Origin of the sequence: Xanthomonas hydrangeae (assembly GCF_032697525.1) — a bacterium.
GTDB lineage: Bacteria > Pseudomonadota > Gammaproteobacteria > Xanthomonadales > Xanthomonadaceae > Xanthomonas > Xanthomonas hydrangeae.
On record NZ_CP103836.1, the window covers coordinates 4,487,134 to 4,513,954 of the forward strand.

16 protein-coding genes and 1 pseudogene are annotated in these 26,821 nt (G+C 64.4%); 7 read left to right on the top strand and 10 right to left on the bottom strand.

The genetic code is table 11. The annotated features are described in order from the left end of the window. Positions 1-52: 52 nt before the first annotated feature. Positions 53-490, bottom strand: coding sequence for a hypothetical protein (locus tag NYR97_RS18955; RefSeq protein ID WP_316695265.1), 438 nt, complete (start codon positions 488-490; stop codon positions 53-55). 253 nt (positions 491-743) lie between these two features. Next, complete coding sequence (locus tag NYR97_RS18960; protein WP_316695266.1) at positions 744-1,709, bottom strand: helix-turn-helix transcriptional regulator; 966 nt, start codon at positions 1,707-1,709, stop codon at positions 744-746. Positions 1,710-1,976: 267 nt separating this feature from the next. On the opposite strand from NYR97_RS18960, the gene NYR97_RS18965 reads away from it, so the two are divergent. From NYR97_RS18965 to NYR97_RS18975, 3 genes are read left to right on the top strand one after another with little or no spacing between them, the layout of a single operon-like run. Beyond that, a complete protein-coding gene (locus tag NYR97_RS18965; protein WP_316695267.1) occupies positions 1,977-4,148 on the top strand; it encodes a TonB-dependent receptor in 2,172 nt (723 codons plus the stop codon). Continuing rightward, positions 4,138-6,042, top strand: a complete 1,905-nt coding sequence (locus NYR97_RS18970; RefSeq protein WP_316695268.1) for an ABC transporter ATP-binding protein — start codon at positions 4,138-4,140, stop codon at positions 6,040-6,042. The genes NYR97_RS18965 and NYR97_RS18970 overlap by 11 nt, the downstream gene beginning before the upstream one ends. Continuing rightward, positions 6,039-7,832 carry an ABC transporter ATP-binding protein gene (locus NYR97_RS18975; RefSeq protein WP_316695269.1) on the top strand — a complete coding sequence of 598 codons (1,794 nt, stop codon included), beginning with the start codon at positions 6,039-6,041 and terminating at the stop codon, positions 7,830-7,832. The genes NYR97_RS18970 and NYR97_RS18975 overlap by 4 nt, the downstream gene beginning before the upstream one ends. 229 nt (positions 7,833-8,061) lie before the next feature. Here the strand turns inward: NYR97_RS18975 and NYR97_RS18980 are convergent. After that, positions 8,062-8,524 (bottom strand): annotated as a pseudogene (locus NYR97_RS18980) (chemotaxis protein CheW); the annotation flags it as partial. A gap of 701 nt (positions 8,525-9,225) precedes the next feature. On the opposite strand from NYR97_RS18980, the gene NYR97_RS18985 reads away from it, so the two are divergent. After that, the gene (locus tag NYR97_RS18985; protein ID WP_316695271.1) at positions 9,226-12,378 is read left to right on the top strand and encodes a TonB-dependent receptor; all 3,153 of its coding nucleotides are present in this window, start codon (positions 9,226-9,228) and stop codon (positions 12,376-12,378) included. A 157-nt stretch (positions 12,379-12,535) separates the two neighbouring features. Here the strand turns inward: NYR97_RS18985 and NYR97_RS18990 are convergent, their stop codons facing one another. Then, positions 12,536-17,629 carry a hypothetical protein gene (locus tag NYR97_RS18990; RefSeq protein WP_316695272.1) on the bottom strand — a complete coding sequence of 1,698 codons (5,094 nt, stop codon included), beginning with the start codon at positions 17,627-17,629 and terminating at the stop codon, positions 12,536-12,538. A gap of 520 nt (positions 17,630-18,149) precedes the next feature. On the opposite strand from NYR97_RS18990, the gene NYR97_RS18995 reads away from it, so the two are divergent. The 3 genes from NYR97_RS18995 (at position 18,150) to NYR97_RS19005 (ending at position 20,299) form a co-directional block, all read left to right on the top strand. Next, positions 18,150-18,422 carry an XAC0095 family protein gene (locus NYR97_RS18995; RefSeq protein ID WP_316695273.1) on the top strand — a complete coding sequence of 91 codons (273 nt, stop codon included), beginning with the start codon at positions 18,150-18,152 and terminating at the stop codon, positions 18,420-18,422. Then, positions 18,419-18,835 carry a SymE family type I addiction module toxin gene (locus NYR97_RS19000; RefSeq protein ID WP_316695274.1) on the top strand — a complete coding sequence of 139 codons (417 nt, stop codon included), beginning with the start codon at positions 18,419-18,421 and terminating at the stop codon, positions 18,833-18,835. Before NYR97_RS18995 ends, NYR97_RS19000 begins: the two co-directional genes overlap by 4 nt. 354 nt (positions 18,836-19,189) lie before the next feature. Then, a complete protein-coding gene (locus tag NYR97_RS19005) occupies positions 19,190-20,299 on the top strand; it encodes a serine hydrolase domain-containing protein (protein WP_316695275.1) in 1,110 nt (369 codons plus the stop codon). A gap of 250 nt (positions 20,300-20,549) precedes the next feature. Here NYR97_RS19005 and NYR97_RS19010 read toward each other — a convergent pair whose 3' ends face one another. The 6 genes from NYR97_RS19010 to flhF are packed head-to-tail and all read right to left on the bottom strand — an operon-like array spanning position 20,550 to position 26,591. Beyond that, positions 20,550-22,208, bottom strand: a complete 1,659-nt coding sequence (locus NYR97_RS19010) for a chemotaxis protein CheA (RefSeq protein ID WP_183086768.1) — start codon at positions 22,206-22,208, stop codon at positions 20,550-20,552. Positions 22,209-22,210: 2 nt separating this feature from the next. Next, positions 22,211-22,837, bottom strand: coding sequence for a protein phosphatase CheZ (locus NYR97_RS19015; RefSeq protein ID WP_006450905.1), 627 nt, complete (start codon positions 22,835-22,837; stop codon positions 22,211-22,213). Next, positions 22,837-23,229 (bottom strand): chemotaxis response regulator CheY, encoded by a 393-nt coding sequence (cheY, locus tag NYR97_RS19020; protein ID WP_002813536.1) that lies wholly within the window; start codon positions 23,227-23,229, stop codon positions 22,837-22,839. Before cheY ends, NYR97_RS19015 begins: the two co-directional genes overlap by 1 nt. Positions 23,230-23,264: 35 nt before the next feature. Further along, positions 23,265-24,038, bottom strand: coding sequence for an RNA polymerase sigma factor FliA (locus NYR97_RS19025; RefSeq protein WP_210761753.1), 774 nt, complete (start codon positions 24,036-24,038; stop codon positions 23,265-23,267). Next, entirely contained in the window at positions 24,035-24,919 is an 885-nt protein-coding gene (locus NYR97_RS19030; protein ID WP_006451802.1) for a MinD/ParA family protein, read from the bottom strand. Before NYR97_RS19030 ends, NYR97_RS19025 begins: the two co-directional genes overlap by 4 nt. Next, positions 24,906-26,591 carry a flagellar biosynthesis GTPase FlhF gene (gene flhF, locus NYR97_RS19035; RefSeq protein ID WP_316695277.1) on the bottom strand — a complete coding sequence of 562 codons (1,686 nt, stop codon included), beginning with the start codon at positions 26,589-26,591 and terminating at the stop codon, positions 24,906-24,908. The genes NYR97_RS19030 and flhF overlap by 14 nt, the downstream gene beginning before the upstream one ends. Between the last annotated feature and the right edge of the window lie 230 nt (positions 26,592-26,821).

The window sequence follows — 26,821 nt, forward strand, 5'->3', positions numbered from 1 at the left end:
AGCTGGCGGAAGCAGCGCCGAGTGCGGCGCAACCGCAGGGGCCGACAGGCCGTCATCGTTCCGGTGCCGGCTCGGCCGCAGCCACGCCGGTGACCTGCGCGGCCGCCAGCCAGGCACGCGCCTGGGCCAGTGCCTCGGCATGCGTGGCGACGATCCGGTAGGGATACGCGGCCTGACCGGAGGCGTTCCACGCGTCGGCCTGACGCGCGTACTCGCCACGCGCCGCCGGGTCTTCCACCACGCGCACCGCGCCCAGGCAGTCGCGTTGTTGCAGGGCGAAGCTGTCCTTGCTCCAGCGGCTATAGAGCGTCATGAAGTGCGCCGACTGGCGCGGCAGTTGCGCGCCTTGCAGCAACAGCACGTGCGGCTCGGCACGCGCGTAGACAGCCTGCAGTTGCGCCATCAGCGCACTGGCCTGCGCATCGGGCACATGCTCCGGCATGTGCAGCGCGACCAGAGGCCAGTCCCGGGTGTCGACAAACGGAGTCATGCAATGCCTCTGGAAGGAAAGCCGGCGGCGATCGGTAGCACAGGGGCCGGCACACCGCCATCTGCGCGCACCGACCCGTCACGCCGCGCTTGACGCAGGGCGGCGTGCTGCCTGATTGAGCAGTAAATGATAAGTATTCGTAATTGTGCTGCCGCCCGGATCAGACTTTTCTCGGCCCGTATCCGGTCAGTCCCCAGGCGCGTGGGAAGGCCGGTTGCGCGATCGTCGATGCGGCGACCGCGCCGGCGTGGTCTCAGCGCTGGCGCTTGAACGCCGAAGGATTGACGCCGAACTGCTTGCGGAAGGCGGCCGTGAAGTGGCTCGCGTTCGTGTAGCCCAGGTCGGCGGCGACCACGGTCACCGGGGCATGGCCGTTGCACAGACGCGCGCGCGCCATGTGCATCCGTTCGTGCTGGAACAGCCCATAGATGCTGTGGTCGAACAACTGCCGGAAGCCGCGCTTGAGCGTCACCGCGCTGAGGCCGGTTTCCCGCGCCAGTTCGGTGATGGTGGGCGCCTTGCTCAGATCCGCCAGCAGCAGGTCGCGTGCACGCAGCAGTTTTTTCTGGCTGGCCGGGCACAGCGCGTGCTGCTGCGAGGGTGCCTGTTCGCAGCGGGCTTCCACAGACAGGCCCACCAACACCAGCGCCTGGCCCAGCAACCACAGCGGGGACGCGGCCTTGCGCAGATCCGGCCGTGCCGTCGCCGCCCGCAAGGCCTCGCTCAGGGCGTGCGCCGTGGCATGCATTTCGGCGCCGCAGCGCTGCATGTCGCAGCAGTGCGTAGCGTCCAGATCCCGGCGCAGCGATCCGCCCAGGTCAGGCATCCAGTCGGCAAGCAGATCCGGGCGCACCGAGACGGTCACCTGCTCGAAGCTGCCTGCGTAGGACGACTTGCTGCTACAGCCGGGGGTGTAGTTGATGCAGCTCATGCGTTCTTCCAGCACATGCTCGATCTCGCTGCCGCGTTCACGCATCGCGAAGCTGCAGCGGCCATGCAGGGCGCAGGAGAAATGCACCCGGTCCCAGTCGTCGCGCACGCTCATGGTCACCGGCTGGGGGAAGTGCGCCCGCCACAGCAGCACATCGACACCGGGTTGCGGTGTCACATGAATCAGTCCGCAGGATGCGTCGGGTTGCAGATCCGGCACCGCCGTGCCGGCAAGTAACGAGGACACAGTGACCTCGGAAGCGATCTGCGGCGTGGGGGTGGAGTTCATGCGACCTGCTTCATTAGGTGATGCGGATCCGGGGGGAGTGTGAACCGATTCGGGTAGTGTAAAAAATAAGAATCATTATCGTTAACTGCTAGGACGATGTGACGACTGTCGCTTCGGCTTGGTTCAGCAACGGGGCAGGTAGGCATTGCACGTCGTTGAGCGTTTTTGGGTGTCTGCGTGCTGCTGCAGCCGGCCGGCGTCTGCCGCCAGCTACCTGCTGACCGCCACGCAGCCGCTTTTTTCCCATTCCGATCAGGAGCCCAGTCCGTGCAGCACCCGTTCGTCGCGCAGACGCCGCAAGGCCGTTTCCAAACGCTCAATTCCCTGACCCTGGCGTTGCTGGCTGCGCTTGCCGCCGCGCCGAACGTGTCGGCAGCGCAAGGGAGCTCGCCGAGCCGTTCCGCCGAGGACGCCGTGTCGGACCCGGGCGCCAGGGTGGAAGGGCAGGTGACGGAACTGGATGGACTGACAGTGACCGCGCGCCTTGCGGCAGAGCACGCCAAGGATATTCCTTTCGGAATCGGCGTGATCGCGGGCAGCGAGCTGGAGACCCGCCGGCAGCTCACGCTGGAAGAGGCGCTGCGCGCCACGCCGGGTGTGAACGTCTGGAGCGATGGCTCGCCGCACAGCGCGAACGTACTGATCCGCGGTACCGGCTCGATCAATCCGGTCAGCACCGACGATGGCGCGGTGGCGCTGTCGATCGATGGCGTGCCGCTGTCCATGCGTTCGATGTCGCTCGGCACGCTGGATATCGAGCGCGTGGAGATCCTCAAGGGCCCGCAAGGAACCTTGTTTGGCAGCAATAGCCGGGCCGGTGCGATCAATGTCATCACCAACAAGCCTACCCGCGAGCTGCAGGCTTACGTCCGCGGCGAGATCGGTGAGCAGGGCCAGCATCTGGAAGAAGCGGTGATCAGCGGCCCGTTGTCGGAATCGCTCAGCGGTCGTTTCGCGATCCGCAATAGCGGCGCTGATCACTGGGTCGACAACGCGCGCACCGGCGAGCCGCTGTCCGAGCCGCGCAGCCTGATGTTCCGTGGCAGCGTGTTTTGGGACAACGGCGCCGGCACCAACCTGCTGTTCACTGCCGACCGCGAAGACGCCAGGCGCAACCTGGGCTTGGCAGTACTGCGGCCCTACGACGACCCACCGGTGATGGATGTCACGCCGGGCCTGTACGACGACAACGACAAGACGGTGGAGCGCTATGCGGTCACCCTCAACCACGATCTGCCGGTGGGGCGGCTGACCTCGGTCACCGGCTACACCCGGTTCGATACCGACTTCGTGGGCGGTTACGACGCACGTGCGATGCAGGCCATGTTCGGCATACCGGCCGAAAACATGCAGCGCAGCAGGATGGACGGCAACACGCTCAGCCAGGACCTGCGCTGGACCTCCCTGCCGGGCGCGGCGGTGTTCTGGGTGACCGGCGTGAACCTGTCGCGCGCGCAGCGCAGCTTCGACCAGCTGTACATCAGCAGCAACCAGGCCATGGAACGGGACTACCAGACCGATAGCCACGCGTTGTACGGCGAAGTCACCTGGCCACTCACCAACGTGCTCAAGTTGACCGGCGGCCTGCGCCATACCTGGGACCACAAGTCCTACGATGCCCTCTACGCCGGAACCGTCTCCGACTACCGCCGGCTACGCGACGACTATTCCACCGGGCGGGTGGCGCTGTCCTATGTGCTGACGGCGACCACCAACCTGTATGCCGCAGTGTCGCGCGGGTACGAATCGGGGGGCATCGGCGACTTTCCGACCCAGGTGGCCGACAGCGTGCCGTTCAAGCCGGCCGCGTCCAATGCGCTCGAGGTGGGTTTCAAGACGGAGTCTGCCGACGGCCGTTATGCGTTGAATGGCGCGCTGTTTGCCACCCGGGTCAAGGACGACCACTTGATGGGCTTCGATCCGGCAACGCTGGCCACCTCGACGGTGAATGCCGATACCCGCAGTCGGGGCGCCGAGGTGCAGGGAACCTGGCAATTGGGCGAGGGATTCTCGCTGTCGGGCGGGCTGAGCTTCATCGATGCCGAGATCACCAGCAACGTGTCGGGTGTGTCCGGCGGCGATATCCGCACAGGCAACCGTTCGCCCGACGTGCCCAGGTGGGGCGGCACCCTGGGTGCGGCGTACATGCGGCCGCTGGCGGTGCGCTGGCTCTCCGCGCCGGTGCTGAATGCCCGGCTCGACTATCAGTACGTCGGTACGCGGGCGGCCGACACCCAGAACCACTTCGATCTGAACAAGTATCAGAAGGTGGACGTGCGGATCGGGGTAGCCTCCGGCGGCACCGAGATCTATGTGTTCGGCAGCAACCTGCTCGACGAGCAGTACGACCTGTACGGGTTCGCGCCCGCCGCGCCCACCTATGTCGGCGCTCCCGCGCGTGGCCGCACGCTGGGTGTCGGTGTCAGGCATGACTTCTAGGGCGGCCAACAGGCAAGCGAACACCGACGGGCCAGCGTCTGCGCCCGCGCCATCCACGCGCGCACCGGCGGAACGTGGCCAACCGCATGCCTGGCAGATCATGCAGCCGGTGCGTGGGCAGATCCGGCTGGCGATGGGTCTTGCCGCCACCGCTGCGCTGCTCAACCTGGGTTCGCTGCTGGCGCTGGCGCTGGCGGCACGTCAGCTTGCCGAGGTGTCGGGTCGCTGGCCGGTGGCGGCGCTGCTCGCTGCGGCGGCATGCCTGGTGGGCGGCTATGTGATGCGCCTGTCCGGGTTCAATCAGTCCCATGCGGCCGCCTTTCGCCTGGAGGCCTTGTTGCGCCAGCAACTGGCGCAACACCTGACGCGCGTGCCGCTGGGCGAGATCCAGCGCTGGGGCGCGGCGGCGCTGTCCAAAGTGCTGCAGGACGACGTCAAGGCGCTGCATGTATTCGTTGCCGATAGCACCCCGCTGTATGCGCGGGCCTTTGTGATGCCTGTCTGCACCGGTCTGGCGTTGCTGTGGCTGGACTGGCGACTGGCGTTGACCACGGCGGCGCCGCTGGCGCTGGGGTTCGGCGTGCTGGCGCTGGCGATGCGGGGCGGGGCCGAGATGGGCCGGCGCTACAACCAGGCCCGCGAACAGGTGAGCGCGGCGGTGATCGAGTTCGTGCAGGCGATGCCGGTGGTGCGCAGCTTCGACACCGGCCAGGCGACTTTTGGCCGTTATCGGCAGGCACTGGACGGGTATCTGGACGTGCTCACGCGCTGGTACCGTCAGGCCGGGTTGTCGGCGCGCGTGTCCTTCGCCGTCTTGAACCCGCTGCCAACGCTGCTGGTGCTGCTGTGGCTGGGCGGATGGCTGCTGCTGCGCGGGCAGCTCGCGTTCGGAATCTGGGTAGGCGCATTGCTGCTGAGCGCTGGCATGGCCGAAGCGATGATGCCGATGATGCTGCTGCGGCAGATGGTCGAGAAGGCGCAGCTGAGTGCGGCGCGCATCCAGGAGGTGCTGGCATTGCCGGTCCAGCCGGTGCCGGCGGCGTGCGTCAGCGTGCCGGCGGATGCCGGAGTGGTGTTCGACAATGTCAGCTTCGGCTATGCGCAGCAGGCAGGAGCGGCGAATGGAGCGGCCGAGCCGCCGCAGGAGCGCGCGCTGAGCGGCGTGAGCTTCCGCGTCGAACCCGGCACCGTCACCGCGCTGGTCGGTCCTTCGGGGGCGGGCAAGACCACCGTTGCCCGGCTGATTCCGCGCTTCTGGGACGTGCTGGAGGGACAGGTCAGCATCGGTGGCGTGGATGTGCGCGCACTACCCACCGAGATGCTGATGGCCCAGGTCGGGTTCGTGTTCCAGGACACCTTCCTGTTTGCCGACACGGTGGCCGACAACATCCGTCTCGGCGTGCCGGATGCGGACATGCACGCGGTGATCGACGCCGCTACCGCCGCCCAGGCGCACGCCTTCATCCAGGCGCTGCCCAAAGGCTACGACACACCGGTGGGGGAGCGTGGCGCCGCGCTCTCCGGCGGGCAACGGCAGCGCATCGCCGTTGCCCGCGCGATCCTGCAGAACCGGCCGATCCTGGTGCTCGACGAGCCGACTGCGTTTGCGGACCCGGAAAACGAACTGGCCTTGCTGACTGCGCTGTCCGCGCTGATGCGCGGCAAGACGGTGATCATCGTGGCGCACCGTCTTGCCACGGTGCGCGATGTGGACCAGATCCTGGTCTTCGAGCGTGGGCGGCTGGTCGAATCCGGGCAGCATGCTGCGCTGGCTGCCGGCGGGGGCGTGTATGCGCGGCTCTGGGCGCATCACGCGCAGGCCCGGCGTTGGGCCTTGCGCGGGGCCGATGCTGCTGGGCGGCCGGCCGATCGCGCGGCGCAGGTGGTGCCATGAGTGCGGTGCCGAGGCCGTTGTCGCAGTTGTCCACGCTGCTGGTTTCCACGCGGACGGCCTGGCGCCGGCTGCTGGGGGTGATGGGATCGCACGCGCCGGCCTTGCGGCGCTGCCTGGCCGGGCTTGCCGCCGCTGCGGTCCTGCAGGGACTGGCGCTGGCCTGCGTGTTCCCGCTGTTGGCGGCGGTGTTTCCTGCACCGGACCCGGGCAGGGCGCTAGGCTGGCTGGCCGCCATGACGGTGCTGGCCGGCATCGCCACGGTGCTGCGCTGGCGTGCGCAGGGGTTCGAGTACGGCGGTCGATTGGCCCAGGTCACTCACGCATTGCGCCTGCGGCTCGGCGAGCAACTGCGCCGCATGCCGCTGGAGCGCTTGCGCGAGAACCGCGCCGGGGAGATGAACGCGCTGCTGCTGGGCAATGTGGACGAGCAGCTGAATTACATCGTGGCCATTGCCAACCTGATCCTGAGCGCCACCGTCGCGCCGTTGGCGCTGGCGCTGGCAGTACTGGCGTTCGACCTGCGCCTGGGGGCATTGCTGCTGGCGGTCTTCCCGCTGCTCTGGGGACTGCATCGCTGGCGTCGTCCAGCCTTCGCCCGCGACATGCGCGGCCTGAACGACGCGCATTGGCGCTGTAATGCCGATCTGGTCGAGTACACGCAGGGGCTGACCGCGCTGCGCGCGGCTTGCCAGGAAGGCGGTCGCGTGGGGATGCTGCACGCCGGTTTCGAGCGCCTGCGCCAGATCCAGACTGCGGCCCATCGTCAAGGCGTTCGCCCGTCGGTGGTCACCGCCAGCCTGGTCGAGTTGGGCCTGCTGGGGGTGGTCGTCGCGGCAACCGGATGGGTCGTGTCGGGAAGGCTGCAGCCTGCGGCGGTGGCCGCGGTCATGCTGATCGTGGTGCGCTTGTCCGAACCGATGGCGACCCTGGTCAGTTACACCGTGGTGCTGGAGATGATGCAGGCCGCGCTGGAACGGATCGAGGCGCTGCTGGCCATTCCCGCGCTGCCGGTGCAGATGCCGCAGGCGTTGCCCGATCGGTTCGATGTGTGCTTCGAACAGGTCTGTTTCCACTATGCCGACGCCCCCGGCAGCGTCGCGCTGATGAACTTCAGCGCGACGTTGCCGGCGCAGGCGATGACGGCGCTGGTAGGCCCCTCCGGCTCCGGCAAGACCACCGTGGCTCGCTTGCTGCTACGTCATGCCGACCCGCAAGCGGGGAGCATCACGATCGGCGGTATCGACATCCGTCGCATGTCGCCGGAGGTGTTGAACGCTCTGGTGTCGGTGGTGTTCCAGGACGTCCATCTGTTCGACGACACGGTGCTGGCCAACATCCGCATGGGACGCCCGGATGCCGATGACGCACAGGTGCGCGCTGCCGCTGCGGCTGCGCAGTGCCTGGACTTCATCGAACGCCTGCCGCAGGGCTGGAACACGCGGCTGGGCGAGATCGGCGACCGGCTGTCCGGTGGCGAGCGCCAGCGCATCTCGATCGCCCGCGCCTTGCTCAAGGACGCGCCCATCGTGGTCCTGGATGAGCCCACCGCCGCGCTGGATACGGAAAGCGAGCTGGCGGTGCAACGGGCCATCGATACCCTGGTGCGCGACAAGACGGTGATCGTGATCGCGCACCGTCTGTCCACGATCGCCGGCGCCGACCGCATCCTGGTGGTGGAGGATGGCCGGCTGGTGGAGCAGGGCCGGCATGCGGAACTGCTGACCTGCAATGGCCGTTATGGCGCGCTGTGGAATGCGCAGCAGGTGGCGACGGCGTGGCGGGTGAGCTGAGCGATTGCTTGCAACACGTCCAACACGCAGCCGTTGCGCTAGATCACGCCGGTTGACTGCGCATGTATGGAAACGACAACGGCCGCTATGCGCGGCCGTTGTGATCACATCGAGCAACCCGGATCGTCACCACGATTCCCGATTCCCGATTCCCGATTCCCGATTCCCCATTCCCCATTCCCCATTCCCCATTCCCCATTCCCCATTCCCCATTCCCCATTCCCCATAATCAATGATCGCTGGAGCGCAATCCATCCACATCCAGGATCAGCGCCATGCGGCCGTCGCCGATCAGGGTGGCGCCGGCGTAGCCGGGCAGGCCGCGCAGGGCACGGGGCAGGGGCTTGATCACCCTTCCTCGCGGCCGCGGACCTGGTCCACCACCAGGCCGAAACGGGTTTCGCCGGCCTGCAGCAGCACTACGGTCAGCAGCGGCGGCTGTTCGGCAGGTACGCCCAGCCAGCGACGCAGGTCGATCAGCGGCAGGGTGTGCGAGCGGCGGTCCAGCACGGCGCGGCCGTAGAATTGGTGGAGAAGCCCGGCATGAAGATCAGATGCAGGCACTCGTCGGTGCTCAGACGGGCAGCGGCTTCGGCGTCGATCAGGCCCTTGTTGCGGGCGATTTCGCGCAGGCGCTCGGGGTCGATGCCGGCGCCGTCGTCCTGAATTTCGATGCTGACGTAGTCGCCTTCGATCGCCACGATCGCCAGCACCAGTTCGATGATGCTCAATCTGTCTATGCAAGCGGTATCGGCGCGAGCGCGGCGGACTTGATAGAGCCAGATGGTTGAGAGCGCCAGAAAGTTGTCGTTTTGCGGCATGGGCCGCTTCCACTCGGGCATCGATGCAGGGTTTCCAGGTCATCGGCGCATGCGCTTCCGACCAGGGCGTGTCATCAAGCCCGCAGCAGGCCGCGCCGCCTGTGCGCCTGCACGCAGGCATCGAGCGCGCGCATGTTCGGTGTGGCGATCGCGATGGGGACGGCCGCCAAGCGGCGTGTGGTGGGCGATGCCCTTACGTCAATCCAGTCTCTTGCTGAGCCCGGTTTTAAATGAGGTATGTGCTGGCGCTTCGGTTAACCGCTTGCGTCCGGTTGCGGGCGAGGGTGTGTTGCTTGCAGCGATCACGCTGCTGCAGCCGGCGACGCAGCAGGCCCTACCGTGCCGTGTGCAAGCGTGGCCGGCCGGCCGCCCATCGTGGACGGCTTGCAATGCAGCAGGTCTGTTGCGCGGCAGAATGCGCTGCCGCATGGGCTGTGCTACTTAGCTTTCCACGCCATTAGAACGATCTAATTGCATCTGCATGGGGAAGCGGACGCAAGAGGAGGGGGCAGGCTGCCGCAACGACGCCGGATATTTTTTGTGTCACTTCGCGCAGCGTTCCTGGCCGATCGTTGGATCGACAGACATCCGCCGAAGCCAATCACCTTTGGGAGAGCATGATCGAAATGAACTGCATGCCATTCACACGCCACCGCAGCACGCTGTCCGCCGGGATCGCCATCGCCTTGTTCGCGAGCGCCGCCTCCACCGCCGCCGCCCAGCAGGCCGACGGCACGCTGGCGCCCACGGGCCAGGCCGAGGTGCAGGCTACGGACCTGGACGCGGTGACGGTGACCGGCTACCGCTACGCGATCGAAAAAAGCCTGGAGCAGAAGCGCAACGCCAACGCCGTGGTCGATGTGATCACCGCCGAGGACGTGGGCAAGTTCCCCGACAAGAACGTGGCCGATGCGCTGCAGCGCGTGCCCGGCGTGGTCATCAGCCGCGACGGCGGCGAGGGCAAGAACGTCAGTGTGCGCGGCCTGTCCTCGGAGCTGGTGCTGACCGAATTGAACGGCAACTACATCGCCACTGCCGAGTCCAACGGCGACCCGACGCGCTCGTTCAACTACACGCTGCTGCCGTCGAACCTGCTGGGCAGCGCGGAGCTGTACAAGACCCCGGAAGCGCGCATCGACGAAGGCGGCATCGGCGGCACGGTGATCCTGCAGACGCGGCGCCCGCTGGAACTGGAGCCAAACTCCGGCTTCGTCTCCGCCGAGGGCACCTGGTCCGATACCAGCAGGAAGACCGACGGCCAGTTCTCCGGCTCGTACGCGTGGCACGACAAGGACAACCGCTTCGGTGTCTTCGTGGGCTACACGCAGCAGAAGCGCACCGCACGGACGCTCGATGCCAGTACCGAGAGCTGGCAATGGTACGGGCGCGACGAAGTCGGCCCGGCGGTCGACGTGAACGGAAATCCCTCGGACTTCAATGCCAACTGGTGGGGCGGGACCGGTTTCTGGAACCAGGACGGCGATTACTCCACCGGTTTCATGATGCCGACCGCGGTCAGCCTGGGCGCCAAACGCGAGGAGCGCGAGCGCAAGGGCGGGCAACTGACCTTGCAGTTCAAGCCGACCGACGACCTGACGCTGACCGCGAACTACTTCCGCTTCGACCTGTCGCAGGACTCGCAGACCAATACCATCAAGATTCCCGAGTGGAACATCGCCCGTTACAACGGCGACGGCAACTGGCGCGGCGGCCGTCTGCTCGACCGGCTGCAGTTCGATCCCAGCGGCACGATCGTCACCGGCGCCGCCTACAGCCTGCGTCCGGGCAAGACCTACTATTGCAGCGAGGCGCAGGCCGCCGCGGCCGGCCTGCCGCCGGGCGGCTGGGGCTCGGACGACTGCACGGTGCCGACGCCGCAGATCACCGGCAGCTACAACATCGAAAAATCGCAGTCGCAGACGGTGGACCTGGGCGGCGAATGGCGTGGCGAGCAGGTGGACGTGGCGTTCAAGGCCGGCCGCACCTGGGCCAAGGGCGGGCCGGAGCTGCAGTTTTCCCTGCCGATCAAGCCGCGCCTGCAGAACGCCGACGGTAGCTGGACCAACGCCAACTTCGCCAGCGCCTGGGACCTGACCGGCACGCCGTCCATGACGTTCTCGCCGGAGCTGATGCAGAACCTGCGCGACGGCATCCTGCAGGTCGACCTGGGCTCGACCGGCTCGTCCTGGACCCGCAACACCAATCAGCAGCAGTACGCGCAGATCGACACCACCTGGCATTTCGATGGCGAGGTCTTCGACTCGCTGCAGTTCGGCCTCAAGCGTCGCGACGGCGGCATCCACCGCAGTACCGGCAACAACTACTGGGTGTGCCCGGGCACCGATCCGGGCGACTACGACAACCGCTACTGGAACGGGCGCTGCAATGCCATCGCCACCCAGTTCTCGCCGGGCCTGCTGTTCCCGCAGGACAACCTGGCCGGTGGCGTCAACGCCAGCGCGTTCCCGGCGATCAACTTCCCGGGCTACATCGGCTACTTGAACCAGACCTACGGCGCGATGCAGACCCGCAGCGAAGACAACTTTGTCTACAACGTCGACGAAGAGATCTATTCCAGCTATCTGCAGCTCAACTTCCACACCGAGCGGCTGCGTGGCAACGTCGGCGTGCGGGTAGCGCGTACCGGCCAGCGTGCCGAGTCCACCGACAAGGTGACCGCCTACAACGACTACTTCTTCGACGGCGCCGACGGCAATCCGCTGGCCTGCCAGCAGGGCGCCGCCACGCCCGGCGGCGCGCCGGCTGACACCTATTGCGGCACCGAAGGCTACTGGCGCTTGGCCGACAGCGTGCAACGCACCGAGTCGTTCGTGGTCAGCGGGCTGGACCGCAACTACACCGACGTGCTGCCGAGTTTCAACCTGGCCTACGACCTGACCGAAAACCTGTTGCTACGCGCGGCAGCCGCGAAAGTGATTGCACGTCCCAGCTACAACGACATCGCCGCGCCCGGCAGCCTGGAGTTTTACAGTCCCGAGTACGTGGCCGACCGGCGCCTGACCGGCGGTGCCAGCGAGCAGGGCTGGTACGGCTCGGGCAGCAACAAGAACCTGGAGCCGTACAAGGCCAACCAGTTCGACCTGGGGCTGGAATGGTATTTCCAGCCGGGCTCGGTGGCAGGTGTGGGGCTGTTCCGCAAGAACGTGGAGAACTTCGCGGTCGACGTGATCAGCGACGTCAACATGATGGTCGACGGGCAACCGGTCACCGTGCAGAACTACAGCACCCAGGCCGGCGGCCAGGACGCGGTCTCGCAGGGTGTGGAGCTGTACGCGCAGCACACGCTGTCGTCCGGCCTTGGTGTGCAGTTCAACTACACCTACAACGATGCCAGCAAGGCGGCGGTGCGACTGGAAGACGGTACCGAGGCCGGCGAGACCGCCATGCCGGGCAGCGCCAGGAACCAGACCAACCTCACCGTGTTCTACGAGACCGACAGCCTGCTGCTGCGCGCCTCATACAACCGTCGCGGCGAACTGGTGCAGGGCCTGGTCAACGGGTTGAACGTCTTTGAGGAGCCGTACTACCAGATCGATCTGAACGCGGCATACAACATCACCCCGGCGCTCAGCCTCACCGCCTCGATGCTGAACCTGACCAAGCAGGAGTCCCGCTCGCACCTGGGCGAGGACACCCGCGCGCGCTTCTATACCGGCGGATACGCAGGCCGGCTGGCGTACCTGGGGCTGACCTACAAGTTCTAGGTCCCAGCGTGTCGCGCCCATGCCTGCCGCGTGGCGGACGGTATGGGCGCGATGGTAAAGAAGTGAACCTGGAACCGTTATTCAACCTGGAACCGTTATTCACAAGCTCAAGAACATCTGGGCGCTGCGAATCCGCCGCTAACCGAAGTTTGACAAGCTAAGCAGCTGCGTTCGAGCCTGGAGGCGTTGAAGGCATGACCGGTGACGATGTCGCTAGATAGTCCCGCAACTGAAAAGCCAAGGACGAACCGGCCTCTACGAGCCTGTCCAGCACCTCCAGAGTAGCCTGCCTGAGGGATACGTCTCGTAGGAGCGCCTGACGGTGCTCGTGCACCGCTACTTGGCAGACCGTCTCAGTGTGCCAGAGGATGCTTCCTTCGTTGAATAAGTCAGAAGGAGCCTTCGATATCGCGTCCCTCAATTGTCCTAAGGCGGAGGGCACTGCTGTTGACCTTCCGACACCTGCCATTAGCGCAAGAAGATGTTCGAGCGCGTGCCAGCTGTCACCTGCTGCGACAAGGCAGTTGGCGACGAAGCGAGGGCGGTTTCGCAGCAGCGGCAAGTCATGGAAGGTCTTGGTCCATGGAATGGACTGAAACAGCAGCACGGCGAGCGGCTTCTCGTTCTTGCTGTACACGTGTCGCGAGCGAGTGTGCAACGACTCGTCTAGAAGGACTTTCGCTGCCGCCCGATCCCATACCCGCCAGAAGGCATCCGCGTTGGCGTACTCTTGCTTCATGCACCCACGAAGGGTTGACTCCAGCACCCTTTCAGTGAGCTCTGGGCCGTGCTCGATGCAGTAATCAAGGGTTTCGAAGATCGGCGTCTTGTCGGTGGTCTGAACTAGCAGTTCAGACGCCAATAGGTCGCCCACCTCCCAGCGCGCTTCGAAATCGACATAGTCTGGGTCGTACCGATCAATTCGCGCCTTGCCTTCCTGATCGGCCATGAGGCGGGCAAGCGTTGTAAGCGCCTGGACTCTCCAAGTTTCTGGCGTCTCACTGCGGGCGGCATCGAGTGCAATCGTCCACTCTTTGACAGCGCCGAGGCTTCTGGGACTAGGTCTAGACGCCAAATTCCCGCCTGTAAGGGCTACGACTAACCCCTTGCTGGTTACGTTCCGCGCTTCTTCGACGAAGTCGGGCTTGCGTCTTCGCGCTGCGCCGATTGTGGTGTCGAGCGCTTCGGCGTACTGCGCCAGCGCCGTAGTCAGGATATCGGCGAGAAGAGGCTGCTTTGGTCGCAGAACCTCGGAGATGGCAAGGGCTCCTGCCCGGCGAACCTTCCAGACGGGCTCTGTAATGATGTTGGCGAGGGACTCGGGCAGTTTTGGGTGGCTTGGGGCTACGCTTGCCAGCAAGACGAGCGTCTTGGCTCTCAACTCGCCCGTCGCAGGGCTGCGAAGGACCCAAGCGTCGTTGTCCAGGCGCTTCGAGGTAACTTCGAGGAGATAGTCTTTGGCCCATTGAAGCGCTCCCGAGGTGTCGGTCGGCCAGCGCTGAATTAGCGCGCAAGGAAGGTTGTCATCCATCCCCCACAGCAAGGCCTCTTCCTGCCCATCAATCTCTTCAAGAAGGCGCTGGAACTCTTCATACACCTCAGACGAGGAGGAGAAGCGGTCTACGGCCCCCTGGGACGAGGGGAGCGTTGGCTGCGTCACCGTTCCCGCCCAAAGCCGGACAGCCGCCAACCGGTTCATGAGTTGACTTCTTGACTCCGCTTGGTCGCTCACTTGCTTCAGGTCGGGTTCGAGGTTAGCGATTTCCAGAGGTACGAACTTCCCATCGCCAACTAGCTCGCCGAACTTCATGCCTCGAGCATCCATGCGTTTGAGCCCCATGCGCCAACCGTCAGGCACGTCTTGGGCATATTTGAGATCTTCGATGTGCTTATCGAGTATCGCAAAGATGCCATCCCGGAGGTCGGGGCGGATAATCTGCAACTGAAGTAGGAGCATCTCCAAGTGCTGCTTCCTGTGCGGTAGCCGGTTGCTGGCGATGCGCTCCTTTTGCCTCTCCTCGCCCAGGCCGTCGTGGCCACCATGGATGGCTAAAGCAGTCGACTCTCCCACGTAACGCGCGATGTCGTCGACGAAGAGCTGCGGGCAGCTGAAGAGCGGCAGAAGCTTTTCAGTGACAAGGCTCGGATGCGCCATCAGTACGCCTGCCACCAATCCTGTAGTGAAGCTCGACTCGCCGCTCTCCAAGATGAACTTGAGTGCCTCCGAGATGATCTCCGGCTGCACCTTCGCCTCGACCAACAGCCTTTCCTCCAGCGCCATAAGGGCGCAGTTCAACACATAGCAGGAAACGGAGTGGCCGCGATAGGCCGCCCAAAGTCGCCAGTTGTGGATGTGGGCCCGTCCGTTGGGACTTTGCTCCGGCGGAAGAACGGTGACTTCCTCAGGATGCGATTTGGCAAATGACAGGGCTGCGTGATTGCAGAGCTGCACGACAAAGCGAATGCTCTTGGCAAAGGAGTAGAGCAAAAGGCACCGGAAAGGTCCTTGTAGCACGGAGGGAGGGAAGAATGCATGGCTTGCCCTCTGACTGAGGCCCATTGCTGCCTCCCAGCCGACCATATCGAAGTGACGTTCGGCTCGAAGCCCATGTTCGGTGTAGAGCACCCAGAATGCAGTGCGAACTAAATCCGCGTTGAAGTAAATCGGCTCCCCACAGTGCTTGATGTTTGTAAGAAATTCCAAGCGCTCTTCGGCGTAGACGTCGCGATCTTCTCGGTCCTCGGAGATCCGTTTAACAAGTGCATCGATGAACACCTTGAACTTGGCGGGGTCAGCTCCAGAGCAACGACACAAGAGCTCGTAGAACCGCCGCCCGAGAGACTTCTGTCTGTACCATGTGTCGTTGTCTCGCCAACAATAGCGCTCGGCCATAGTAAAGACGTCGGTCACACGTGGGCTGGGCTTATGCCAAGCGTCATCGTGCGCGACCGCATCCTCGGCGAGTTGGACAACCCATGAGTGGGCTTCCGGCGGCAGAGATGGGAATGCCGTTGCGACCAGCCCAATCATTACGTCCCAAGCCTTGCCTACCGGTGCAGCCATCCCGATCCGGGAAAGAAGTTCTTTGTTCGCGGAGTCGGCCGCCAAGTGCGAGTAGTCGATGGAGGTCGGACCCTTGCAAGCAACCCTCAGTAGGTGACACAGGCGCTGAAGCAGAGCCGCGCTGCTGAAAGTGCCATTGCTTCCAAGCTTTGCGACCAGCTCCTCAACTCGCTCAGAGCGCAGAAGCCCGATGGCTATCTCATCGCGCCAAAGCTGCGCAATCGTCGATTCAGGCCGGAGAGCTGCCTCCAAGAGCGCGTAGGCATCATCATCGCCTTCAGCCGATCTCTGAGCCGTCCATGAGCGCAGAGCTCGTCGCATGCCCGCATGTGAGCCGAGCTTCGTGAATAACGCTAACCAGTCCCGCTCCGCGGAGCGCACCTCACGTTCTACTCGAAAGAACAGCGACCAATCCTCCAAGACGTCATGTGCCGGGGCTACTCGGTCGGCCTCGTCCTTCGCGAGCACAGCGTCTTGCAGGAGCGACGTCACAGCTTCAACGTCCGGGGGGGGCTCGACGAACTGCGCAAATCGCTCGGTGCGCAGGTAGCAGACTTGGTCGAAGGTCGCTAAACGGCTTGTGCGCATGGCGGCCGAAAGGCCTCTGCTGGGCGCAATTCGCTCTGTCCAAAGCGCCCGCCTAAGGTCGTTGCCCGAAGCACTTGGTAGTGCAGTTCCTGCGGCGGCGTACTTGAAAGCAAGCTGCAGGTAGTAGGGCGTGCGCAGAACCTCTTTTACACCTGAGTCTTTGGCGACAATCTCTTCAAGCGGGCTTGCGACTACCGCGGTGGCAATCTCCGCGTCCGTGAGCAGAGGAACGTCTATGACTTGGCTGGAAAAGCTATAGAGGAAGTTTGTGTACAGTCCGTTGAGAGCATAGGAGCGCGTCGTGATGCAGAGCCTCGAAGACTTGTTCTTGCGAACAAGTGCGAGCAGCTCTTCGAGCGCGCCTGGGTTCTGTGACTCCAGAGCCTTCTCCAGCGAGTCGATGATGACAGTGGGTGCCCCTGTGTGCAGCAGTGTATCGATGCCCAGCACCGGGTCTTGAAGCCCGTTCAGGGACTGGACTGCTGCCAAAGTCGGCGCATCCAGCTCATCAGCCCTGAAGAAGAACAATGGACCGGACTCACGACGCAAAGAAGCGAGCTCAGAGACGACCGCCGACTTTCCTGCGCCCGGCCCGCCAGTAATGATGACGAGTTGGCGGTCATCGAGTGCTGACAACACACGGCCTAAGCACTCGCCTCTAGGGATGTGTGCGCCATTGGGCAGGTTTGTCGAGATGAGGGAGAGTTGAAGTAAGGCTCGCTGAGTCAAACGCTCAGCAATATTGCTCAGTGCGCGCGAGGAAGTCAGGCGGCTCATTGCCGCTTGCAATCCTTCTTTGGCCGTCTGAGACCACGTTCTTCGAGTGACAGTCCCTACTGAAATGCCTTGCTCTTGCACATATGAGACAAGGCCATCCCATACCAGCTCTCCTGAGTCACTTGGTTGCCCTGAGGTCAAGAGTGCTTGGACGAGGCTGAGCTCCTGTGAGGATTCGGTGCCCAAGTCATGAATGTCAACACGAAGACGCTGGAGCAGCTGGAAGACAAGCTCCTCAGTGTACTTGTCGGTCAACGTTTCCTTCGAAACCGTCTTGAACGCTTCCCAGGTTTCCTTGTGCTTTTTGTCGAAGAGCTTGGAGTTCACCTTCTGCAAGTAGTCAGCGAGATCTACTGATGCACGGGAAAGTTCGCAAAGACGCTTTGCTGCCTGGTTAGCGGCCGTCGCCGGGGCGATGGTCGCAAGAACCAGCACGTCACAGCCGCGGTCAAAAGGGCTTTTCTCGATACCGAGGAAGTCGCGCCAGGCACCCTGCAGCCCGTCGATAAAATCTGTGTTACCAGCAGTGGCATTGAGGCCTCGCTTGCACTGGACGAGTTGTAGCCAACTTTCCTTGGGATCACGGAGCCGACAGTAGACATCGTCAGTGTGAGCGCCTTTATAGCGAGCTTCAAAGCGCAGTTCTTCAACCCAGGCACCGTGCAAGCAAAAGGCTGTAGGCAAGCCCGTAAGCATGTTAGCTAGGTACAGGGCGCCCACGCGGGCCTGAAAAACGCCGCCACCGCCGCCAGTGGCGACAGTGCTCATCACTTGCGTGCCGTGCAGCGGGTCGCGCGGGGTGACTTCCTTCTTCTTACTCATTGCAAAGTCTCTCTCCGCTGCGCGGCGCATGCTGGAGACGATCATAAAGGGTAGCGGCACGGTTCGTGGAACCTGCAGCAGAGCTATGCAAACTGCGCAGCGAGGAGCATTGCGACACCGGTCCAGCCTGGCTGGAAAACAACGGTTCTGTCCGTGATGGGGTCAGGTGCACTTATCAGGCGACGGCACCCTGCTTACGTGGCCCTTATGGAACTGCGCCAGCGGCGCACACAGCCGCGCGAGACCCGCCAGCGTGTATTGACACGCCAGACCGCGTACTTGCAATCTAGGCCCAAGGAGCGTCGAAACTCCTCTAGTAGCGGTACCCACCTCCGTCAAACCGGTGGGTTTTTTGTGCCTGCATCCCGCAGGTACAAGCCGACGCAATGCCTGTGTCGGGAGGGCGGCTAATACAACACCCGCAAGGGGAATACGCCCGCCGGCTACTAGCGGTTTCGAACCTCCCGACATCCCGTCGCCGTTGGCGGCGGTTCTTGGGTTGTTCCAGGAGGGCGTTGCCATGTCTACCGCACCATCCATGCCGGCTTCGGTGCCGGGTTATCTGTTGCCAGCTTCCGCCCACAGCTTGCTGAGCGAGGTAGGCGAAGTGCTGCGCCGGCTGGCCGCACGCGCGGCCGTTGAGCAGGCCAGCGACGATCTTGCGCAGCAGTTGCTCAACCAGCCCGGCGTGTTGTCGCAGGCCTTGCGTAGCCTTTCTGCACGCATCGACGTGGCGTTGCAGCAGTGCGTCGTTGCACCCAGCGCTACCCGCCGCCAATCGGAGGCGCCATGACACGCCACCGCCCACCCACCACATCTGCCAGCACGCGGCCCACCCGCACGCGTACGCGCTCCGCGACACCCAAGCGGGTGCAGTGGGTGATAGTGGAGCCCGACCGCACCAAGCTGCCACCGATGCTGCCGCCCGACCCGGATGCCTCCCCGCAAGGTCCCGGCACGCTACGCGCACCCCGCCGCGCCCGCCGCCCGCGCCAATGCACCGTCAGCTACACCCATTACCCCGGCGCCCACGACCACGCCGGCGACCAGCACGTGCCCCACGTCCGCCTCAGTGGCCTATGGCTGGAACAACTGGGCTTTGCCATCGGCACCAAGCTGCGCATCACCGCCAGCGAAGGGCAGCTACTGATAGAGGTGTTGACGCCGGTGGAGGTGCCGGCCAAGGCACGCAGCGTGCGGCGATGATGCTACGGCTGACAGACGCCTTGCGATTGACCTGAAATAACGGTTCCAGGGTCACTTCAAAAGAACGGGGTCAGATTCACTTAAGGAAGTCAACCTGACCCTGAGGTTTGGACCCGTTATTCGACAAATAGCTGCATTGTTGAATGGCCGGGATTGGTGGAATGCGGAAAGGCTGGTTTCGAAGCAGCTAAAGCGATTCCCGCCGCTTAGCCGTATCACCAAACCGGCGAGAGATTTCTGTCTTGCGAGGTGGCGACACCATACAACGTCGCGTATGCGGACAGGAAGCATCCGTCAGAATAGGGTGATACCCTCTGCATGGCTCAAACGCTGATGTTGGAGTGAGGAGTAAAAATGGTCGCCTCGATTAAACGCCGCACTGTTTTGGCTGCGGCATTATCCATGGCCCTGCCGATGCGTAGCTTTGCCAAACCCGGAATTGAAGCTGATAGCGTGTCCTCGGCCCTTCGCCGTCGCGTAGCCGAGGAAAAGCAGGGCACCGGGGCCGTATTGGGGGTGGTACGCGCAGGCGAATTGAAGACCTTCCACTACGGAACGGTTGGCCTAGGTAAACTCCAACAGCCGAATGATCGGTCAGTATTTCAGATCGCCTCGCTAACCAAGATATTTACGGCACTATTACTTGCTGATTGCGTTCAGCGGGGTGAAGTGAATCTCGTCGATCCACTATCAATGTATATTGCAGTTCCTCCCGCCACCTTCGACGGGAATGAGATCACGCTTCTCGATTTAGCCACTCATACGAGTGGGCTACCACTTCGGCCATCCAGTCGCACCGGCCTCAGTCAAGATAACCCCTACGCCGGCTACACCGAGAGCGATCTTTGTGCTGATTTAGGTCGTGTCCATCTCACGCGCTTACCGGGGTCGAGTTTTGAATACTCGAATTTTGACTACGCGTTATTGGGTTACGCGTTGTCACAGCGCCTTGGCAAAACGTATGCTGACCTCTTGCGAGCTCGCATTCTTGAACCGCTTCGTATGGACGAGACTACGCTTACTCTATCAACGGCGATGCATCGCCGGGAAATTTGGGGTTACGATGCGGACTTCCACTCGGCTCAACCCTGGGAATTTGGTGCGCTTGCGCCGGCAGGCGGCCTTTTTTCGACGGTAAAGGACCTGTCGAAATTCATGGCACTTTGGACAAACAAAGAAAGCGGTCCCCTCTCGCGGGCGGCTTCAATGATGCTGACCGTAGATAGGCCCGGCGATAATACCGATACCAGAATGGGTATCGGCTGGCGGAAGGTCCACCCGGATGGCCAGAGCATAGCTTGGAGCAATGGAAATGGCGGCGGCGTTCGTAGCTTCATGGGCTTCAACGCCGACACGCGCGTCGCCGCAATCGCGTTTATCAACAAAACATCGGGTTTTGGATTTGACGATATCGCGCTTGGGATGCTTGCGCCAGCTGGCTCGCATGTTCCCCCGTTTTTCTAAAACCCGGGCTGGTTTAAGGTGCTTAGATATTAGCTGGATGGGAAATAACGGTTCCAGGTTCACTTCCACGGCAGCCTGACCGTCGCCAAACCATCTCCCGCATGCCTGCGCGCGTAGCGACATAGATCGAAAGCGATGCTGGTAGTGAAACAACAACGGCCGCAGTACGCGGCCGTTGTCGTTAGATCAGGCATCCAGGATCGTCTTGACGATTCTCGATTCTCGATTCTCGATTCTCGATTCCCGAAGCTCAATGATCGCTGGAGCGCAATCCATCCACATCCAGGATCAGCGCCATGCGGCCGTCGCCGATCAGGGTGGCGCCGGCATAGCCGGGCAGGCCGCGCAGGGCGCGGGGCAGGGGCTTGATCACCACTTCCTCGCGGCCGCGGACCTGGTCCACCACCAGGCCGAAGCGGGTTTCGCCGGCCTGCAGCAGCACCACGGTCAGTAGCGGCGGTTGTTCGGCGGGCACGCCCAGCCAGCGGCGCAGGTCGATCAGGGGCAGGGTATGCGAGCGGCGGTCGAGCACGGCGCGGCCGTCGAACCAGCCCAGCGAGGTCTGCGGGGCGTGCAGCACCTCGACCACGCGTGCCAGCGGCAAGGCATACACCGCTTCGCCGGCCTGCACCAATAGCGTAGGCAGGATCGCCAGGGTCAGCGGCACGCGGATCATGAAGCGGCTGCCGCGGCCCAGTTCGGACTGGATCTGGATCTGCCCGCTGAGTTCGCGGATGCGCGATTGCACCACGTCCATACCGACGCCACGGCCGGAGATGTCGGTGACCTCGGCCTTGGTCGAGAAGCCCGGCATGAAGATCAGATGCAGACACTCGTCGGTGCTCAGACGGGCAGCGGCTTCGGCGTCGATCAGGCCCTTGTTGCGCGCGATTTCGCGCAGCCGCTCGGGGTCGATGCCGGCGCCGTCGTCCTGGATCTCGATGCTGACGTAGTCGCCTTCCTGCTGCGCAGACAGCCGCACATGACCGCTGCGCGGTTTGCCGGTGGCTTCGCGCAGGGCAGGGGACTCGATGCCGTGGTCGATCGCGTTGCGCACCAGATGCACCAGCGGATCGGCCAGGGCTTCGACCAGATTACGGTCCAGTTCCGTCTCGGCGCCGATCAGTTCCAGCTCCACTTCCTTGGACAAGGTGCGCGCGACGTCGCGGGCCACCTTGGGGAAGCGCGAGAACACCTTGCTGACCGGCTGCATGCGGGTGCGCATGACTGCGGTCTGCAGGCGCGCGGTGGCGATATCCAGCACGCTGACCGCGCGATCGAGTTCTTCGTCGCGCAGGCGGGTGCGCAGGGTCTTCAAGCGATTGCGCGAGAGCACCAGTTCGCCGATCAGGTTGACGATGGCGTCCAGGCGCTTGGTATCAACGCGCACGGTCTGTTCGGCTTCGGCACCTTTTGCGGCTGCTTTGGGCGCGGCTTTGGCGCCGGGCGCCGGTGCGTGGCCGTCGTCGTGCGCGGCGTTAGCCACCGCAGCCAATGCGGCCTTGGGTGCGGCCTTGACCGCCGGCGGGCCGCTCTTGGCATCGAACTGCGCGATCAGCGAGGCCGGTGCGTGCGGCACGGTTTCGCCCGAGCCCATCGCATCGAGCATCGCCTGCAGATAATCCAGCGACTGCTGCGCGGCATCGAAGTGATGCGCCTGCAGCACCGCCTGGCCGGAGCGCGCCATGCCGAGGGTTTCTTCAGCGGCGTGGCACAGCTCGACCATGGGCTTGATCGCCAGAAAGCCGGCGCCGCCCTTGAGCGTGTGGAAACCGCGAAACACCGCGTTGAGCTGGTCGGCTTCGTCCGGTGCCTGTTCCAGCGCGACCAGCTGTTCGCCGAGGCGATCCAGGATTTCCTGGGCCTCGACGATGAAATCGGCAGCAATATCGTCTGGAACAGCACTCATGGTTACAACCCCAATCCGGACAGCAGGTCGTCGGCGTCGTCCTGCGACACCGCGTGACGGTCCAGGCCCTTGACTGCAGGACCGGCAAGACCGCCGTCGTCTTTCTTCGGCTCGGTGCTCTTGGGCGGCAGGCCGAGTGCGCCGAAGCCTTCGTGCACGCGCCGCACGATGCCGGCCACGCGACGGATGATCTGCCCGCTCAGGTCCTGGTAGCTCTGCGCCAGCGACAGTTCGGTCAGGTTGTGGCGCATCTTGTCCATCAGCGCGCCCTGGTCCTGATTCAGACCGCCGTCGCGCAGCTGGTTGGCCAGCTCACGGCATTCTTCGACCAGGTCCAGCGTGCGATGGCTGGCCTTTTCGGTCATTTCCACCACGTGGTCCAGGCGCGAACACGCATCGTCCAGCTCGCCGGCTTCTTCGGGCACGGTGGGCAGTTCGCCCAGCGCCTGACCGAGTTCGCGTGCGAGCCGGCTCAGGCCCTGCATCATCGGACGGGTGCGCAAGGCGGCGAGGTGGTCGACCTCGCGCTTCCAGGCGGCTTCGTCGCCGCTTTCCAGTGCATCGAGCGCGCCTTGCAGGCGGTCGATCAAGGCAGCGCGTTCGGCATTGGTTTCCACGGTGGCGTTCATCAGGCGGTCGCCGCCAGACGTTCGAACACCTTGCCCAGCTTTTCTTCCAGCGTCTGCGCGGTGAACGGCTTGATGATGTAGCCGTTCACGCCGCACTGGGCCGCTTCGATGATCTGCTCGCGCTTGGCTTCGGCGGTCACCATCATCACCGGCAGGTGCTTGAGCTTGGCGTCGGCGCGGATGTTGCGCAGCAGGTCGATACCGGTCATGCCGGGCATGTTCCAGTCGGTGACCACGAAATCGAACGGGCCGGCCCGCAACGCAGCCAATGCGCTGTTGCCGTCTTCGGCCTCTGCGGTATTGGTGAAGCCAAGATCGCCCAACAGATTCTTGACGATACGTCGCATCGTCGAGAAGTCGTCCACGATCAAAATCCGCATGTTCTTGTTCACATCAAGCTCCTAACACGAAAAAATACGCGAAAAAATTAGTCGTCAATTTCGACACCGGCATCGGCCAGTTCGAAGACCTTGAGGCGGCCGCGCAGACGCACCACGGCCTGGCCGTGGATCTGGCAGACGCGCGATTCGCTGACGCCGAGCACGGCGCCGATTTCCTTCAGGTTCAATTCCTGTTCGTAGTACAGCGACAGCACCAGCTGCTCGCGCTCGGGCAACTGGCCGATGGCCTTGCCCAGCTCGCGGCCGAACTCGCCACGCTCCATCATCTGCTGTGGGTTGGGCCCACCCTTGGCGGTGGTGTCCAGCTCGCCGTGATCTTCGATCCGCGACTCCAGGCTCAGCACCTGGCCGCGCGCGGCGTCTTCCATCAGACGCAGGTAATCGGGCAGCGGCATTTCCATCGCGGCGGCCACTTCGGTGGCGGCGGCGGCGCGGCCGGTGTTCTGTTCGATCTTGCGTACTGCAGCAGCAGCGTCGCGGGCACGGCGGTGTACCGAGCGCGGCACCCAGTCGCCACGGCGGATCTCGTCGATCATCGAGCCGCGGATACGGATCGAGGCATAGGTTTCGAACGAGGCGCCCTGGTCGGAGTCGTAACTGCGCGAGGCTTCGATCAGGCCGATCATGCCGGCCTGGATCAGGTCGTCCACTTCCACGCTCGCCGGCAGGCGCGCGGCCAGATGGTGGGCGATGCGGCGCACCAGGTCGGCGTGCTGGGTGACGATGTCGTTGGCGTTGTTGCGTTGCACTGCACGGTACTGCGCTGTGGCCGTCGTTGCGGTAGCGGTAGCGGTACTCATGCGGCGACTCCCCGTTGGATGATGCGTTCGACAAAGAACTCGACGTTGCCGCGCGGCACCGTGGGTGCCTGCCAGCGCGAGGTACGCCGCGCGATTTCTGCGATGGCCAGCGCCGACGGACTGGCGGGGTAGGCCTTGATGACGGGTTGCTGACGCTGTACCGACAAGCGCAACCAGTCGTCCTGCGGCACATGGCCGAGGTAGTTCAGCGACACGTCGCCGAGGAATTTCTCGCAGACCCGCGACAGCTTGTCGTACAGCAGGCGGCCTTCGTTGGGGTCGCGCACCATGTTGGCGATGATCTGCAGACGGTCCACGCCGCGTTCGCGCGAGAGCACCTTGATCAGCGCGTAGGCGTCGGTGATCGAGGCCGGCTCGTCGCAGACCACCACCACGGTGTCCTGGGCGGCCTGGCAAAAGGTCAGCACGCTGTCGGTGATGCCGGCGGCGGTGTCGATGACCATCACGTCCAGGTCGCGTTCCAGTTCGGAGAACACGTTGACCAGGCCGATGTGCTGGGCCGGGGCCAGTTCGGCCATGTGGCGGCGACCGGAGGCGGCAGGAACCACCAGCACGCCACCCGGGCCTTCGATGATCACTTCGTCCAGCGTGCAGCGGCCGGCGATCAGGTCAGCCAGGGTGTACTTGGGCGACAGGCCCAAGACCACATCCAGGTTGGCCAGGCCAAGGTCGGCGTCGAGCAGCAGGGTGCGCTTGCCCATCTCGGCGAGGGCCACGGCCAGGTTGGCGGAAATGTTGGTTTTCCCCACGCCGCCCTTGCCACCGGTCACGGCAATGGTGCGCACCGGGCCCAAGGGCTCGGGACGGGTCGCCGTCAGGGGGAAGGCGTTGGTCAGCTTGGCGTATTCACGCGACTGCATGGTTGTGCTCCGGAGTACAGGGCTTATCGGCAGCGCGCCGCAAATCTTCAAGGCGAAGAACGAGACTGGCGGCATTGGCGCGGTGCAGGTCGTCAGGGACCCGCTGTCCGTCAGTCACCCAGGTGATGGGCATTTGGTGGTCGACCACCACCGACAAGGCGCTGCCGAAGCGGCCGGTCTCGTCGAGTTTGGTCAGCACCACGCCTTGGGGTTTGGCGTGGGCGAAGCGGCGTACGACCTCGTCGAGGTCGGAAAAATGGGCGTTGGCCGGCAGCACCAGCAGCGAGGTGACCTGGTGCGCGGCGCGCAGCCAGTTCAGCTGCGCGGCCAGGGCGCGGTCGCGCTGGCCCATGCCGGCGGTGTCGATCAGCACCAGCTTGTAGTCGCGCAGGCGCTCGAGCAGTTCCAGCAGGCTCTCGGCGCTGTCGGCCTCGTGCACCGCGATGCCGAGCTGACGGCCGTAGCTGTGCAGCTGCTCGCGGCCACCGACGCGCTGGGTGTCGGTGGTGACCAGGGCCACGTCGCGCGGGGCGTGCTGGGCGGCGAAGCGCTGGGCGAGCTTGGCGATGGTGGTGGTCTTGCCGGCACCGGTCGGGCCGACCAGGGCGATCACGCCGCCGCGTTCCAGCGGGTCGATCGGAGCCACCGGCAGACGCTTGGACAGCAGGCCCAGCATCAGCCCGCGGCCGCGGTGCAATTCGGTATCGGCCGGGATCTGCAGGGCCACATCGCGGATCAGACCGGCGTCGAAGCCGTAGTCGTCCATCAGCTCCAGGGCCTGCGCACGCACCGGGGAGCCACGCAGGCGCTCGTCGGTGAGGCGGTTCATTTCGCGCTCGATCATCTGGCGCATCAGCGCCAGCTCACCGCGCAGCTGCTTGAGTTCTTCGTCGTTCTGCGGCACCGGGGCGGCGGCGACCGGCACCGCGGCCAGGGCGACCGGGGCGGCGACCAGCGGCGGCAATGCGGCCGGCGGCAGGATCTGCGGCAGCGCGTCGTCCATGTCGAAGCCGTCGTCGTCCTGCTCGTCGTCGTCCTGCCCGTAAGCGGCGTGGGTGGCGAGCGCGGCGGCCATGATCGGCGTGCGTGCCTGCACCGGGGCAGCGTGCACCTGAGCCTGTACCGGTGCGGTGGTCAGGAAGTCGGCGAACAGCTGTTCCGGCACTGCCGACAGCGCATGTTCCTGGCGCGGTGCGGCGGTAACCGCAACGGCGTGGGCCAATGCTTGAGCGGCGGCAGACGGGGCGGCGGCAGTCCGCACCGGTGCGGCGGCCGGCGCCGAGCGCGGCACGTTGACCGGCTGGCGCAGCGCCATCGCGGCGATCATGTCGTCTGCGGCGCTGGCAACACGCTGACGCTGGCTGCTGCCGGTGTCGCCGGCCGGCTTCAGCGGGGCGTGGAACGGCGCGGCCGGCCTGGCCGGGGCCTGCTGGACCGACGCATGCTGGGCAGGTGCTTGTTCGATCTGTGCCGCCGCAGCGGCCGGAGTCTCGGAGCGCGCGGTTTCCAGAGCGCGCTGCACGAGTTCTTCGTCGTAGTTGCTGGCAGCGACGATCTCGATGCCTTCGGCGGTACGGCGGTTGGACAGGATCACTGCGTCCGGGCCGTGTTCTTCACGCACCATGCGGAATGCGGTGCGCATGTCCGGGGCAACGAAGCGTTTGATCTTCATGGCAAGTGCCTCCAGGAACGGGACCCGCCGGACGCCGGACGGGTGCGCGATGAATGTGGGTGTGTTGCCAGCGTCATGAGTTGCCTGTCCCGTTCGGTTGTTCCAAGTGCTGCTGCTCGCCCTGCAGCGATCAAGCTGACTGCGGTCTCGCCAGAGCTAATGCACGCGGCGTGCCAAAACGCGGTGCCAGGGTTCCGGCGCGGGGATCTGCAGGGTCAGGACAGGATGGA